Origin of the sequence: Dactylosporangium sp. NPDC050688, from assembly GCF_040654515.1 — a bacterium.
Classification (GTDB): domain Bacteria; phylum Actinomycetota; class Actinomycetes; order Mycobacteriales; family Micromonosporaceae; genus Dactylosporangium.
Genome location: NZ_JBFAIC010000002.1, coordinates 320,902 through 334,762 on the forward strand (window position 1 = coordinate 320,902; position 13,861 = coordinate 334,762).

The 13,861-nt window shown below is 73.0% G+C and carries 8 protein-coding genes; 5 read left to right on the forward strand and 3 right to left on the reverse strand.

Features of this window, described 5'->3' with window-relative positions; all coding sequences use genetic code 11:
- Positions 1-84 precede the first annotated feature (84 nt).
- A complete protein-coding gene (locus AB0H83_RS03910) occupies positions 85-4,659 on the reverse strand; it encodes an AAA domain-containing protein (RefSeq protein ID WP_360086317.1) in 4,575 nt (1,524 codons plus the stop codon).
- Positions 4,660-4,810: 151 nt separating this feature from the next.
- Here AB0H83_RS03910 and AB0H83_RS03915 point away from each other — a divergent pair, with 151 nt between their 5' ends.
- On the forward strand, positions 4,811-6,373 hold the full coding sequence (locus AB0H83_RS03915) for a cellulose binding domain-containing protein (protein WP_360086320.1): 1,563 nt from the start codon (positions 4,811-4,813) through the stop codon (positions 6,371-6,373).
- A 28-nt stretch (positions 6,374-6,401) separates the two neighbouring features.
- On the opposite strand, the gene AB0H83_RS03920 is transcribed toward AB0H83_RS03915, so the two are convergent.
- Positions 6,402-7,364, reverse strand: coding sequence for a LysR family transcriptional regulator (locus AB0H83_RS03920; protein ID WP_360086323.1), 963 nt, complete (start codon positions 7,362-7,364; stop codon positions 6,402-6,404).
- Between the two features lie 277 nt (positions 7,365-7,641).
- On the opposite strand from AB0H83_RS03920, the gene AB0H83_RS03925 reads away from it, so the two are divergent.
- Entirely contained in the window at positions 7,642-8,298 is a 657-nt protein-coding gene (locus tag AB0H83_RS03925; RefSeq protein WP_360086326.1) for a DUF998 domain-containing protein, read from the forward strand.
- 57 nt (positions 8,299-8,355) lie between these two features.
- Here the strand turns inward: AB0H83_RS03925 and AB0H83_RS03930 are convergent, their stop codons facing one another.
- Positions 8,356-8,844 (reverse strand): helix-turn-helix domain-containing protein, encoded by a 489-nt coding sequence (locus AB0H83_RS03930; RefSeq protein ID WP_360086329.1) that lies wholly within the window; start codon positions 8,842-8,844, stop codon positions 8,356-8,358.
- Between the two features lie 66 nt (positions 8,845-8,910).
- Here AB0H83_RS03930 and AB0H83_RS03935 point away from each other — a divergent pair, with 66 nt between their 5' ends.
- The 3 genes from AB0H83_RS03935 to AB0H83_RS03945 all read left to right on the forward strand — a co-directional run bounded on the left by AB0H83_RS03935 (position 8,911) and on the right by AB0H83_RS03945 (position 13,851).
- Positions 8,911-9,423 (forward strand): PaaI family thioesterase, encoded by a 513-nt coding sequence (locus AB0H83_RS03935; RefSeq protein ID WP_360086332.1) that lies wholly within the window; start codon positions 8,911-8,913, stop codon positions 9,421-9,423.
- Between the two features lie 182 nt (positions 9,424-9,605).
- Complete coding sequence (locus AB0H83_RS03940; protein WP_360086335.1) at positions 9,606-11,330, forward strand: S8 family serine peptidase; 1,725 nt, start codon at positions 9,606-9,608, stop codon at positions 11,328-11,330.
- Positions 11,331-11,361: 31 nt separating this feature from the next.
- Positions 11,362-13,851, forward strand: coding sequence for an EAL domain-containing protein (locus tag AB0H83_RS03945; protein ID WP_360086338.1), 2,490 nt, complete (start codon positions 11,362-11,364; stop codon positions 13,849-13,851).
- The last annotated feature ends 10 nt before the right edge of the window (positions 13,852-13,861 follow it).

The window sequence follows — 13,861 nt, forward strand, 5'->3', positions numbered from 1 at the left end:
CCCACGCCCGGAGCGTGGCGGCCGGGGTGGTCGTGGTCATCCGGGGAGTGCGCGGCCGTCGCGCTCGGGCGGTGGCCGCGACGGTCAGTCGGTCTCGGGGCGTTGTGGCAGCACCCGCGTCTCCTCCTCGATGGCGAGCAGCCTCGTCCGGTCCGCGTCGGCCTCAGCGTCCGCGGCCACGACCGTCGACGCGGGCGGCGACGTGGGCGGCGACGTGGGCGCGGAGGCGGACATCGGCACGGGCGGAGTGGCTCGGGCGGTGTGGAGCGCGGCGGTCAGAGCGGCGTTGATGCGGGTGCCGCCGCGTTTGAAGCCGAGCTCGCGCCGGGCCTCCTCCAGCACCTGCTCCTCGGTGCGCAGAAGCGTGTCGGACTCGATCCAGCGGATCAGGGCGACCAGCGCCTCCGGCGGGTACTCGGTGATCGGCCGGCCCGGGGTGAGGTCCGGCCGGGGCAGCGAGCGGTCCGACGCGGCGGACGGTGGCGTGGGTGGGGGCAGGTGCAGCACGACCGTCGGGTCGTTGGTGCGGCGGGCGTCGGTGGCGGCGACCGCTTCGTCGTACGCGGCGCGGGTGCGGGCGGTCTCGGCGTCGGGGTCGGCGAACCAGTCGGTGGACCAGATGCGGTGGTAGCGCCAGCCGAGCCGCTCCAGCTGCTCCTGCCGCAGGCGGTCCCGGTCGCGGGCGGTGCTCGCGGAGTGGTACGTGGTGCCGTCGGTCTCGATGGCGAGGATGAGCTCTTCGGGGTCGGAGGGGTGGGCGCAGGCGAAGTCGATGAAGGCGCCGGCGACGCCGTAGCGGGCGGTGACGGGGATGCCGGCGGCGGTGAGGCGGGCGAGGACGTCGGCCTCGAAGGCGTCGGGCTGGGTGCGGTCGGTGGCGGCGGCGGTGAGGGAGGTGCCGCCGGACTCGGTGTACTCGAGATAGGCGCGCAGCAGGCGCACGCCGTCGGAGGTGCTGCGGGCGGGGTCCATGTCGGCGGCGGTGAACGAGCTGACCAGGGTCATCCGGCGGCGGGCGCGGGTGACGGCCACGTTGAGCCGGCGCTCGCCGCCGGGCAGCAGGAGCGGGCCGAAGCGGTACGGCAGCTGGCCGGCGGCGTTCTTGCCGTAGCCGATGGACAGGATGATCGCGTCGCGCTCGTCGCCCTGGACGCGCTCGAGGTTCTTGACGAAGAACGGCTCGGCGGCAGACTCGGAGAAGAACGGGTGCAGCTCCGGGCGGGCGGACAGCGCCTTGCGCAGCGCCAGGTCGACGCGGTCGGCGTGCACGATGCCCATGGTGATCACGCCGAGGGACTCGCTGGGGCGCAGCTGGGCGTGCTGCAGCGCGAGCTCGACCACCCGGTCGACCTCGGCGGTGACACTGTCGGTGTCGGCGCCGGTGGGGTCGTGCGCGACGTGGACGTGCCGCACGGAGCCTGCGCCGGCCGTGCCCGGGAACGTGACGAGCGAGCGGTCGTAGATGTGGGCGTTGGAGAAGCCGATGAGCCGGTCGTCCTGGCTGCGGTAGTGCCAGCGCAGCAGGTACGCCGGCAGCAGCGCGGTCAGCACGTCCAGGATCGACTCGTAGCCGGAGGTGAGCGACAGGTCGATCGAGCCGTCGGGGCGCACGCCGAGCGGGTCGGCGCCGCCGCCGTCCTCCGCGGCGGTGAAGAACGACGTCGGCGGCAGCTGGTGCTCGTCGCCGGCGACGACGACCTGCCGGGCCCGCAGCAGCGCGGGGACCGCGTCGGCCGGGGTGACCTGGCTGGCCTCGTCGAACACGACGACGTCGAACAGGCCGGCCTCGGCGGGCAGCAGCTGCGACACGATCAGCGGGCTCATCGCCCAGCAGGGGCGCAGCGCGGTCAGCATGTGCGGGGCGGTCGCGAAGAGCTGCCGGATCGGCAGGTGCCGGCGCTTGAGGTTGGCCTGGTGCTCGACCAGGCGGCTCTCGTCGGGATACGCGTCGCGGGTGCGGGTGATGTGCTCGGCGACGGCGCGCAGGACGCGGCTGGCGGTCGCGTCGATGTGGGCGCGGTCCGCGGTGCGGAACTCCTCGACGGTGCGGGTGTGCAGCGGGCCGTCGAACGCGCCGATGCGCGGGTCGGTGAAGTTGAGGTGCTGCAGGATCGAGGCGTGCCAGCAGGCGTCGAAGACGGCCGCGGCGAGGTCGGCACCGGGGCGGCGGCCGGCGAGGTCGGCGACGAGCTGGTCGAGGCCGAGCCCGCTGAACGCGGCGCCGAGCTCGTTGAGCCGCGGCACCTTGCGCAGCGTGCGCTCGTCACCGGCGAGCCCCGACAGCAGGCCGGCCAGCCGGTCGAGGTCCATCCCGGCGAGGGCGAGGTGTGGCACGTACCGCTGCAGCTGCGCGACCTGCGTGTCCAGCTGCTCGAACGCGGCCCTGGCCCGGGGCAGCTCGGCGGGCAGGCGGGGCGGGCCGTCGGCGGCGGTCGCGCGGGTCCACTGCGCCCGCTGGGCGAGCGCGGTCGTCAGCCCGGTGAACAGCTGCTGCCGGCTGGGGCTTCCCGGGCCCCGCCACAACCGGGCGGCCTGCTTGCGCATGCGGCGGCGGGTGAACCAGCCCGCGTCGGTGCCCGGCTGGCCGGCGTGCTCGCGGCGCCACGCGGCGTCGGCGGCGGACGCGATGTGGGTGGCGAGGTCGACCCGGAACACGTCCTCGTGGAACTGGGTCAGGGTCCCGGCGACCCCGTCGAGGAACGCGAACAGCTGCCGCCAGCCGGCCAGGTCGGCGGGCGGGCGCAGCCCGGTCTGCTCCTGGACGTGCCGCAAAGCGGGACGGGCCGCGGGCAGGGTCCGCTCGGCGAGCCGTTCGACCAGGTCGAACGCGGCTTCGGCGTCGGCAGGTGTACGCACGGCGGCACCGACCCAGCCCGACTCCTGGGCGGTGAGGGTGAACCCGCCGAGCGCGGCGAAGTCGCGCAGCTGCTCCCGGACCCGGCGGGCGGTGCCGGCGTCCAGCGCGGCGAGGGTCTGCCCGCGCAGGCGCACCGCCGGCATCGGCCGCACGGTGCCGGACAGCGCGACGAGGGCGCTCTGTGACTGGTACGCACTCACGCCCCACGGCTCGCGCACCTGGTGCAGCGCCTCGTCATGCCCGTTGAGCTGGGCCCGCTTCGTCACCAGGGCCTCGTGCAGGACACTCAGGTCGGGCTGGGCGGTCCTGGCGGCCGAGTCGAACGCGGCCTTGAGGTCGGCGGCGACCCGGCGCCGCGACGTGGTGCCGTCGTGGACGTCCATGACGAGACTGCCGAGCCCGCGCCGGGCGAGCCGGTCGGTGACGGCGGTGATCGCGGCCCGCTTCTCCGCGACGAACAGCACCCGCTTGCCGCGGGCGACCAGCGAGGCGATGAGGTTGGCGATGGTCTGGCTCTTGCCGGTGCCGGGCGGGCCCTTGATCACGCTGTGCTGGCCCGACAGGACGGCGTTGATGGCGTAGTTCTGCGACGAGTCGGCGTCGAGCACCAGGAACTCGTCGGCGGGGGCGACCAGGTCGGGGTCGTCGAGCTGGACCGCGCCGGTCGCGTGCAGCCGCCGCTGCGCCTCGCCGTCGCCGGCGATCGCGGCGATGATCTCGTGCCCCTCAAGGGCGGGCGCGGCGACCCGCAGGTCGTTGACCATCGGCAGCTTCGCGTAGGAGAACGTGCCGAGCACGCACCGCGGGCCGATCGTGAAGCCGCGGACCCGGCCGGAGGCCTCCTTGACCAGCCGCTCGTACAGCGGCTGCGGGTCGAACCCGGCGGTGTAGCTGATCAGCTCCTCGAGCTCGTCGGCGTCGACCTGGACGCCGAACTCCTCCTCGAGCAGCTGCAGCAGGGTCGGGTTGACCTCGGTGTCGCCGTGCACGCTGAGCTCGAAGTCGTCCTCGGCGGCGCCGCGGGCCCGCAGCTGGGCGGAGCGCAGCAGGACCGGCGCCGCGGGCACGCCGCTGCCGGCCGGCGGTGTCCAGGTCGCGCTGCCGATGGCCACGAAACAGGTCTCGATGCCGCGCTCCTCGGCCAGCTCGCGGGCCTTGTTACGGATCGTGCGGGCGCGCTTGACCGCGGCGGCGTGCGTGAGCCCCGCCCCTTCGCCAGGCCCCGCGACATCGCCGGCTTCCACAGACGCTGCAGACGGAGCGGACCCGGCAGACGGATCAGATCCGGCAGGCGGATCCCCGGCGCCCTCGACCGACGGACTGCCGGAAACGGACTCGCCCGCATCGCTGACCGGCCGCGACGGCACACTGGCCCGGCCGATCGCGGGCCGCCCCGAATCCACCAGCCGCGACGCGGTCGGATCAGGCTCGGCCACCCCGCCCGCCGGCGCACCGGACGACTCCGCGCCCAGATCCAGGACGGTGTCGGCCGCCCCGCCCGACGGCGCACCGGAGGACTCCGCGCCCAGGTCCAGGACGGTGTCGTCCACCCCGCCCCCCGGCTCCTCGGCGACGGCGAGCCGCTTGCCCGCCCCCGACCGGGTGAACAGCTGGCTGAGCGACATGGTGCGCCCGCCCAGCAGCGCGGCGACGGCGACGGGGTCGGCGGCGGACAGGTCGAGCGTGCCGGAGCGCAGGTCCTTGTAATACAGCAGCGTATTGCGTCCGCCCAGGTCGATGAGCTGCGAGCGCCACCGCCGGGCGGCCTCCTGCACGAGCCCCGCCCGCCTCTGACCATCCACGACGCGAGCGTAACGGCCGGGTACGACACTCTGCACTGATCAACTCAACGGTAATCGACCAGCATCTTTACTGTTAACAAACCTTCGCGTAGTGTCCGCGCTAGGGCGCCCTACATCCCCCATCTCGACCCGAGTCCGAGGCAGGTCTGCAATGAGACTGCGAATCGGGGTGATCGCGGCTGCCCTGGCAACAGTCGCGGCCACCGTCATCATCGCCGCGGCACCGGCGTCAGCCGCGTCCGCCACCGCGGCCTTCGTCCAAACCTCCTCCTGGGGTTCCGGCTACGAGGCCAAGTACACGATCACCAACGGCACGAGCAGCACGATCAACGGCTGGACGGTCGCGTTCGACCTGCCCAGTGGCACCTCGATCAGCTCGTCGTGGGACGCCAACCGGACCGGCAACTCCGGTCACGTGAGCTTCACCGGCACCTGGAACGGCACGATCGCCCCGGGCGGCACGGCCAGCTTCGGGTTCATCGCCGCAGGCAGCGGCACCCCGACCAACTGCACGCTCAACGGCGCCTCGTGCGGGGGCGGCACGACCCCGACCACGCCGGCCGGGACCCCGGGCGTGCCGGGCAACTTCCGGGTCACCGCGACCACCAACACCAGCTTCTCCCTGGCGTGGAACGCCTCGACGGGCACCGTCACCGGCTACCGCGTCTACGAGGGCAGCACCGTTCGGGCCACCGTCACGGGCACCACCGCCACGGTGTCCGGGCTGACGGCCGGCTCGACCCACACGTACACCGTGAAGGCCTACAACAACGTCGGCGAGTCGGGCGCGTCCAACAGCGTCACCGCCACCACCACCGGGGGCACCACGACGCCGAGCGGGATGCAGGCCGCGCCGTACCTGTACCAGTGGGGTGACCCGCCGAACCCGCAGACGGTCCAGTCGGCGACCGGGATCCGCTGGTTCACCCTCGCGTTCGTGCTGTCCGGCGGTGGCTGCACCCCGGCGTGGGACGGCAACCGGCCGCTGACCGGCGGCGTCGACCAGACCGTCATCAACCAGATCCGCGCGGGCGGCGGCGACGTGATCCCGTCGTTCGGCGGCTGGAGCGGCAACAAGCTCGGCCCGAACTGCTCGACGCCGCAGGCCCTGGCCAACGCGTACCAGCAGGTCATCAACGCGTACAACCTCAAGGCGATCGACATCGACATCGAGAACACCGATGAGTTCGAGAACGACACGGTCCGCAACCGGATCGTCGACGCCCTGAAGATCGTCAAGCAGAACAACCCGACGCTGAAGACCATCATCACGTTCGGCACGGCGACGACCGGCCCCGGCTACTACGCCCAGCAGATCATCAGCCGGGCCGCCTCGACGGGTGCCAACATCGACGTCTTCACGATCATGCCGTTCGACTTCGGCGGCGGCGCCAACATGTACAACAGCACCGTCAGCGCCTCCGAGGGCCTGAAGAACATGCTGAAGACGGCCTTCGGCTGGACCGACGACCAGGCCTACCGGCACATGGGCATCTCCGGCATGAACGGCCTGTCGGACCAGCAGGAGCTGACGTCGGTGGCGTACTGGCAGCAGATCCGCGACTGGGCGCAGTCGAAGCACCTGGCCCGGCTGGCCTTCTGGTCGGTGAACCGGGACCGGCCGTGCCCGGGTGGCGGCGTGGTGTCCAACTGCAGCGGCATCGCCCAGAACAACTGGCAGTTCACGCAGATCACGGCGACCTTCACCGGATAGGCGGACTGCTGAACGAAGAGGGCTGGTCCTACAGGGCCAGCCCTCTTCTGTCGGGGTGGCGGCCCAGCCAGGCCGTGTAGCGGTCGTTCTTGCGCACCGCGTCGGCGTAGGCCTCGATCGCGTACGCCCACACCTGCCCGGCGACGTTGGCCGCCGGCCCGTCGGGCAGCCAGCCGAGCATCTGCCGCCAGTGCAGCGGCGCGCCGGCGATCGGCACCGCGGCCAGCCCCGCCATCGGCCGCAGGGTCGCCTGGCACAGCCCGACCGCGTCGCCGGACTCGATCAGGTCGATGGCGCCGCGGACCTCGGTCTCGAAGAGCACCTTCGGCGTGAAGCCGGCCCGGGCGCAGGCCGCCGCGTGGCAGGCGGAGAAGCAGCCGTCGCCGGGCGCGGCGACCCACTGGGCGTCGGCGAGCTCGGCCAGGTCGACCTCGTCGCGGTCGGCGAGCGGGTGCCCCTCGGGCAGCAGCAGGAACACCGGGTCGGCAGCCACGACCCGCCAGGCCAGGCCGTTGTCGGTGGCCGGCGGCGCGTCGCCGCAGGCGCCCACGAGGACGAAGTCGAGCTTGCCGGCGAGCACCTGGTCGCCGAGCTCGGACGAGGACCAGGACGCGTGGGTGCTCACCTGGGCGCCCGGGTGGTTGCTGGTGATGCGGTGGACCAGGCCGCCCAGGATCGGGCCGTTGACGGCGCCGATGCGGTACCGCCCGGCGGGGTCCTTCGTGCTGGCCAGCCGGGTCGCCTCGTCCTGCAGGCCTTTCACCGCCGGCAGCAGCACCCTCGCCCGGGCGAGCACCAGCTCGCCCAGCGGCGTCGCCCGGGCCCCGCGCCGGTCCCGCTCGAACAGCAGCCCGCCGAGTGCGCGCTCGATGCGCTGCAGCTGCGCGGTCAACGCCGGCTGGGCGAGGCCCAGCACCGAGGCGGCCTTGGTGACACTGCCGGCATCCGCGATCGCGCACACGACCCGCAGGTGCCGCAGCTCCAGATCCATATGGAGACGGTAGGACGTCCGCCGGATGGGGAGAAGACCCCGAACGTATCGAGACTGACCGTTTTCGCAGATCGACACATCATCGAAACACTTCGGTTGATTACAGGTATACCCCCAGGGGTACATGTTTGCGCTATGGAAACACGGTCCCTGACGCGGCAGGTACGCGCTGACCCTCCGCTCCGTGCTCGCCGCCGGCCTCGCGCCCGGCCCCGCGGCCGCGGCCACGCGGTCGTCCACCAGCACCACACCCACCACTGAGCCGTAGGCTGGAGGGGTGCATTCCACCCGCCGCTGGTTCGCCGGTGCCGCCACCGCGACCGCGGCGACCGGCGCGATCGGGCTGGCCGTCTCCGTGGCCGGCTCGGCGCCGTGGCGCTATGTGAGCGAGTCCGGCGTCGCCGGCGCGCCGCACGCGACGCTGTACCGCACCAGCATGCTGCTGCTGGCGGCGTCCCTGGCGCTGCTGGCGGTGCCGGCCCGGCACACCGCCCGGCACGCCCTGGCCACGCTGCCGTTCGTGCCGGGCCGGCTCGCCGCCGCCGTGCCGGCCGGCCTGGCCGCTGCGGCGCTCGCGCTGGCCGCTCCCCTGGCCGTCGTGGCCGGGGCGGTGACCTGCTCGCCGGGGTGCCCGCTGCCGCCGTACGAGACCTCCCAGCCGCGCGACCTGGTGCACGCCGCCGGGGCGATCGGCGCGCTGCTGCTGTGCGCCCTGGTGATCCTGGTGTACGCCACCCAGCCCGACGCGACCACGCTGCGCCGCGCCGGGCGCCTCGGGGTGCTGCTGGCCTTCCCGCCGCTGATCCTGTCGGCGCTCGGCATCCTGCTCCTCGGCCGAGGGCTGTTCACCGGCCTGATGGAGCGCGCCGCCCTCGCCGCCGTGTCCGCCTGGCTCGTGCACACCGCCGCCGTCCATGTGCGCGCCAAACCGTGACCCACACCGCCGCCGTCGCGCATAACGGCCGCCGCCGTCAGTGCATGACGGTCGGCGTCAGCGGGTGACCGCCGGCTCCCGGCGGCGGGCGCCGCGGCCGGGGCGTGGCACGACGTCGCGCGGGGCGATCGCGTCGTGCCCCGACTCGCAGACCAGCACCGCGTGCACGGACGCGCCGCAGTCGCGGTGGACCGTGTCCAGCGGCGGGCCCTCCGGGCCGGCCAGGTACCGGTCGCCCCACTCCCGCACGGCGACGAGCAGCGGGTACAGGTCGAAGCCCTTCTCGGTGAGCCGGTACTCGTCGCGGGCCCGCGCGCCGGGCTCCCGGTAGGGCACGCGGCGCAGCACGCCGTTGTCCACGAGCATGCCCAGCCGGTTGGTGAGCACCTGGCGCGGGATGCCGGTGCGCTCGCGCATGTCGTCGAAGCGGTGGATGCCGTTGAAGACCTCACGCAGCACGACGACGGTCCACTTCTCGCCGAGGATCGCCATCGCCGCGCCGATGGTGCAGTTGTCGACCGACCAGTCCAGTGCCGCAGGTCTCATGCCGACAGGCTAACCCGCACCTGAGTCTTGTTGACAGATTCAGCTCCGGTCGACCACGCTGCATCCATGACGCAGACGCAGGATGCGGTCCGCAGCCGCACGTTCACCTGGTCCGACCCGATGATCAACGCGGCCGAGCTGGGCCGCCGCAGCGGTCTGGAGCTGCTGCAGGCGGTGGCCCGCGGCGAGCTGCCGGCGCCCCCGATCACGCACCTCATGGGCGCCGGGCGGATCGAGGCCGAGCCGGGCCGGGTCGTCGTGACGCTCGAGCCGCAGGAGTTCCACTACAACCCCCTGGGCAGCGTGCACGGCGGGGTGCTCGCCACGCTGCTGGACACGGCCGCGGCGTGCGCGGTGCACACCACGCTGCCGGCCGGCGTGGGGTACACCTCGCTCGACCTCACCACGAAGTTCCTGCGCCCGGCGTCGATCGCCTCCGGGATCCTGACCTGCGAGGGGACCGTGCTGTCCAAGGGCCGGCGCACCGCGCTGGCGCAGGCCGTGATCACCGATTCGCGCGGCGGGATGGTCGCCCACGCCACCTCCAGCTGCATGCTGTTCGACCTCAGCGCATCGTGACCGGCGCCCCGCTGCGTGCGCGCTGAACTGCGAAGAGTGTCCGACCTGGTGACAACGCTCCGCAACCGGTTGCTGAACCATGGATCACGGCGAGTCGTCGACCCATGGAAGGGGACCGAATGCCGAGCAGACACCGGAGCGCACTGGGCGCCGCCGCGGCAGCGATCATCACGATCGCCGGCGTGGCCGTCACAGGCGCGCCGGCATCCGCGGCGCCACCGACGGCGCCGGAACCCGGCCGACCGGCCCGCGTCATTGTCGCCTACGACGACGCCGACGCGGCCGCCCGCGCGGTGGACCGCGCCGACGGAAAGGTCGGCCGGCCGCTGCCGATCGTGGCAAGCTTCGCCGCGGAAGTACCCGACACACAGCTGTCCGCCCTGAGGAACTCCCCCGGCGTGCGCTCCGTGACCCTCGACGGTTCGGTGGCGCTGCAGGCCGAACGCTGGCGGGCCGACGGCGACGCCAACTCGATGTTCAGCGTCGTGCGCGCGACCGGTGCGCTGGACGTGTGGAAGAAGACCGACGCGAGCGGCCGGCTGGTCGGCGGCACCGGCGTCGGTGTCGCCCTGATCGACTCCGGCGTCTCGCAGGTCACCGGCCTCAACGACCCGACCCGGATCATCAACGGCCCGGATTTGTCGTTCGAGTCGCAGGCCCCCAACCTGCGCTACGCCGACACGTTCGGCCACGGCACCCACATGGCCGGTCTGATCGCCGGCCGCGACCCCGGCACCAACCTGTACACGGTCAACTCGCCGACCAACTTCACCGGCATGGCACCCACCTCGACGCTGATCAGCGTCAAGGTCGCCGCCGCCGACGGCGCCACCGACGTGTCGCAGGTCATCGCCGGGATCGACTGGGTCGTGACGCACCGCAACGACCCTGGCCTCAACATCAAGGTGCTGAACCTGTCGTTCGGCACCGACTCGACCCAGGACGAGAAGCTCGACCCGCTCTCCCACGCGGTGGAGGCGGCCTGGAAAAAGGGCATCACGGTCGTCGTCTCGGCCGGCAACGACGGCAAGGACCGCACCGCGCTGTCGATGCCGGCGGCCAACCCGTACGTCATCGCCGTCGGCGCCGCCGACTCCAGGAGCACCGACTCGCGCGCCGACGACGTCCTGGCCGACTTCAGTACCCGCGGCAACACCACCCGCTCCGCCGACCTGACCGCACCCGGACGGTCGATCGTGGGGCTGCGGGACCCGGGCTCCTACATCGACGTCAACTACCCGACGGGGCTCGTGCCCGGCGACACGACGGGCCGGTACTTCCGGGGCAGCGGCAGCTCCCAGGCCGCGGCGATCACCTCCGGCGCCGCGGCCCTGCTGCTGCAGCAGCGCCCGAACCTGACCCCGGACCAGGTCAAGAAGCTGCTCGTCAGCACCACCGACGCGATGACCTCCGGCGACGTGCTGGGCCGCGGCTCCGGCCAGCTCAACGTCAAGAAGGCGATCGAGGCGCCGACCCCTGCGGTCACGCAGACCTGGGCGGCGTCGACGGGCACCGGCTCCTTGGAGGCGTCGCGTGGCTCCGCGCACGTCGCGGACCCGGTCAGTGGTACCGAGCTGACCGGTGAGAAGGACATCATGGGCCGCCCCTGGACCGGCGCGACCTGGGCGAAGGCGGCCACCGCCGGCACCGCGTGGACCGGCGGCACCTGGAACGGCGCGACCTGGACCGGCACCGCACTCGGCGGCAACACCACCACCACCACCGGCCGCAGCTGGGTCACGGTCGGCTGGAGCGGCACCAACTGGGCCGGACGCGCCTGGAGCGGGCGCACCTGGAGCAGTGCGGTGTGGGACGGCCGCACATGGAGTGGCCGAACTTGGTCAGGTAGCACCTGGAGCGGCCGAACTTGGAGTGGAAGCTACTGGTCAGCCTCCCTCTGGCAGTGACCGCACGAAGAAGGGCGATTCCGGGACGGCCATGAAGAAAGCACGCACGTGGAGTCGCCCGGACGCCCGGGTGGCGGCGCTCAGCCTGTGGCTGGGCGTCGCCACCGTCCTGGCGCACGCGCTCCGCGTCCGCAACGGTGGGCCGCCCGCCGTCGCCGACGCGCTGCCGCTGATCCTGCTCGGCGCCGCGTTCGCCGTCACCGAGGGCTTCGCCGTGCACATCCGGGTCCGCCGCGGCGGCCACGCGATGAGCCTCAGCGAGATCCCCATGGTCCTGGGCCTGCTGTCGGTCGACCCGACCCTGCTGCTCGTGGTGCGGGTCCTCGGCGGCGGCCTCGGCCTCGTCGTGCTGCGCGGCCAGCGCGGCGTCAAGCTCGGCTTCAACGTCGCCCTGCTCGGCGTGCAGACCACCGCCTCGTCGGTGATGCTGCAGGCGCTGGGCCAGACCGACCCCGGCGACGTCGGCCCGATGCAGTGGCTCTACGTCCTGCTCGTCATGCTCGTCGCGGACGTCATCGCCGCGGTCCTCGTCACCGCCGTCATCGCCCTGCACGACGACCCCAGCGAGTGGAAACGCCTGCCCAGCGCGCTGCAGGGGCTGCCCCTGGTGGCGATCACCACCAGCATCGGCCTGATCAGCACCCTCGCCATCGACCGCGACCCGCGGGCCATCGCCCTGCTCGCGATCGTCTCCGCGGTCACGTACCGGGCGTACCGGTCCTTCGTCAACCAGAGCCAGGGCCACGAGCAGGTCGAGGAGCTGTACGCGTTCACCCGCGCCCTCGACGGCGTCCTGGACACCGGCGGGGTCGCCCGCATCGTGCTGGAGCAGGCCCGCGACCAGCTGCGCGCCGAACGCGCCGAGCTGATCCTGCCGGTCGCCGACGGCACCTTCGTCCGGATGCGCATGCACGGCCGGCACCAGCTCGACACGACCGTCCCGGACACGCTGCCCGAGACCGCCTGGTGGCAGCCCGCCCGGGCCGGCACCCCCGTCCTCGTCGCCAAGGGCAGCCGGGTCGTCGGCTCCATCGTCGACGGTATCGCCGTGCCCGTCCCGCTCAGCGACGGCGCCACCGGCGTGCTGTTCGTCGCCGACAGCCTGCCCGACATCCCGACGTTCGGCGAGCAGCACGTACGGCTGTTCCAGGCGCTCGCCAACCACGCCAGCCTCTCGCTCACCAAGGCCAGGCTGCTCGACGAGCTGCGGCGGGAGGTCGCGGAGAAGGAGCACCTGGCGCTGTACGACCCGCTCACCGGCCTGCCCAACCGGCAGCGCTTCCAGGCCACCATCGACGCGCTGCGGGCCGACGGCACCCCGGTCGCGATGCTGCTCATGGACCTCGACCGGTTCAAGGACGTCAACGACGCGCTCGGCCACGACATCGGCGACACGCTGCTGCGGCAGGTCGGCGACCGGCTCCAGGGCCGCCTCGGCGACCGCGGCACCGTCGCCCGCTTCGGCGGCGACGAGTTCGCCGTGCTGCTGCCCGGCATCCGCACCCGGGAGGTCGCCGTGGCCGTCGGCGACGACCTGGCCGCCGCCATGGAGCAGCCGATCGCCATCGGCCACCTGCGCCTCAACGCCCGGGTCAGCGTCGGCATCGCCCTCGCGCCGGAGCACGGCAACGACGCGAAGACGCTGATCCAGCGCGCCGACGTCGCCATGTACGTGGCGAAGACGACCCGCACCGGCGTGCGCGTCTACCAGCCCGACGACGACCGCAACAGCCCCCGCCGGCTCGCCATGGTCGCCGACCTGCGCGAGGCCATCCAGCGCCACGACCTCGTCGTGGTCTTCCAGCCGAAGCTGGAGACCGCCACCGGCGTCGTGCGCGGCGCCGAGGCCCTTGCCCGCTGGCACCATCCCGCGCACGGCTTCGTCCCGCCCGACGAGTTCATCCCCCTGGCCGAGACGTCCGGGCTGATCCGGCCGCTGACCCTGCACGTGCTGGAGGTCGCCCTGCGCCGGTGCGCGTCGTGGCGGCGGATGGGGCACGACATACACGTCGCGGTCAACCTGTCGCCCAACAGCCTCCAGGAGGCGGACCTGCCCGACATCGTCGCGCGCCTGCTCGGCCAGGCCGGCGTACCGGCGAGCGCGCTGACCCTGGAGATCACCGAGAGCAGCATCATGGACGACCCCGCCGGCAGCCTCGTCACGCTCGACCGCCTCCACGCGCTCGGGGTCAAGCTGGCCATCGACGACTTCGGCACCGGCTACTCCTCGCTCGGCCGCCTCCGCGAGCTGCCCATCCACGAGATGAAGATCGACAAGTCGTTCGTGCAGCGCATCGCCGTCGACCACCGGGACCGGGCGGTGGTGCGCTCCGCCGTCCAGCTCGGGCACGCCCTGGACCTGGAGGTGGTCGCGGAGGGCGTCGAGGACGAACCGACCCTCAACCACCTGCGGCTGGAAGGCTGCAACCTGGTCCAGGGGTACTTCATCTCCAAGCCGCTGCCCGCCGACGAGTTCGCCGACTGGCTGGCCGCACGAGTGCCACAACTCGGACAGGCATAACCTTTCCCCG

What these genes read in the sequence shown, in the direction of transcription:
- AB0H83_RS03945 (WP_360086338.1), top strand. Translation starts at nt 11,362, where the DNA reads ATGAAGAAAGCACGCACGTGGAGTCGCCCGGACGCCCGGGTGGCGGCG.
- AB0H83_RS03915 (WP_360086320.1), top strand. Translation starts at nt 4,811, where the DNA reads ATGAGACTGCGAATCGGGGTGATCGCGGCTGCCCTGGCAACAGTCGCG.
- AB0H83_RS03920 (WP_360086323.1), bottom strand. Translation starts at nt 7,364, where the DNA reads ATGGATCTGGAGCTGCGGCACCTGCGGGTCGTGTGCGCGATCGCGGAT.
- AB0H83_RS03930 (WP_360086329.1), bottom strand. Translation starts at nt 8,844, where the DNA reads ATGAGACCTGCGGCACTGGACTGGTCGGTCGACAACTGCACCATCGGC.
- AB0H83_RS03935 (WP_360086332.1), top strand. Translation starts at nt 8,911, where the DNA reads ATGACGCAGACGCAGGATGCGGTCCGCAGCCGCACGTTCACCTGGTCC.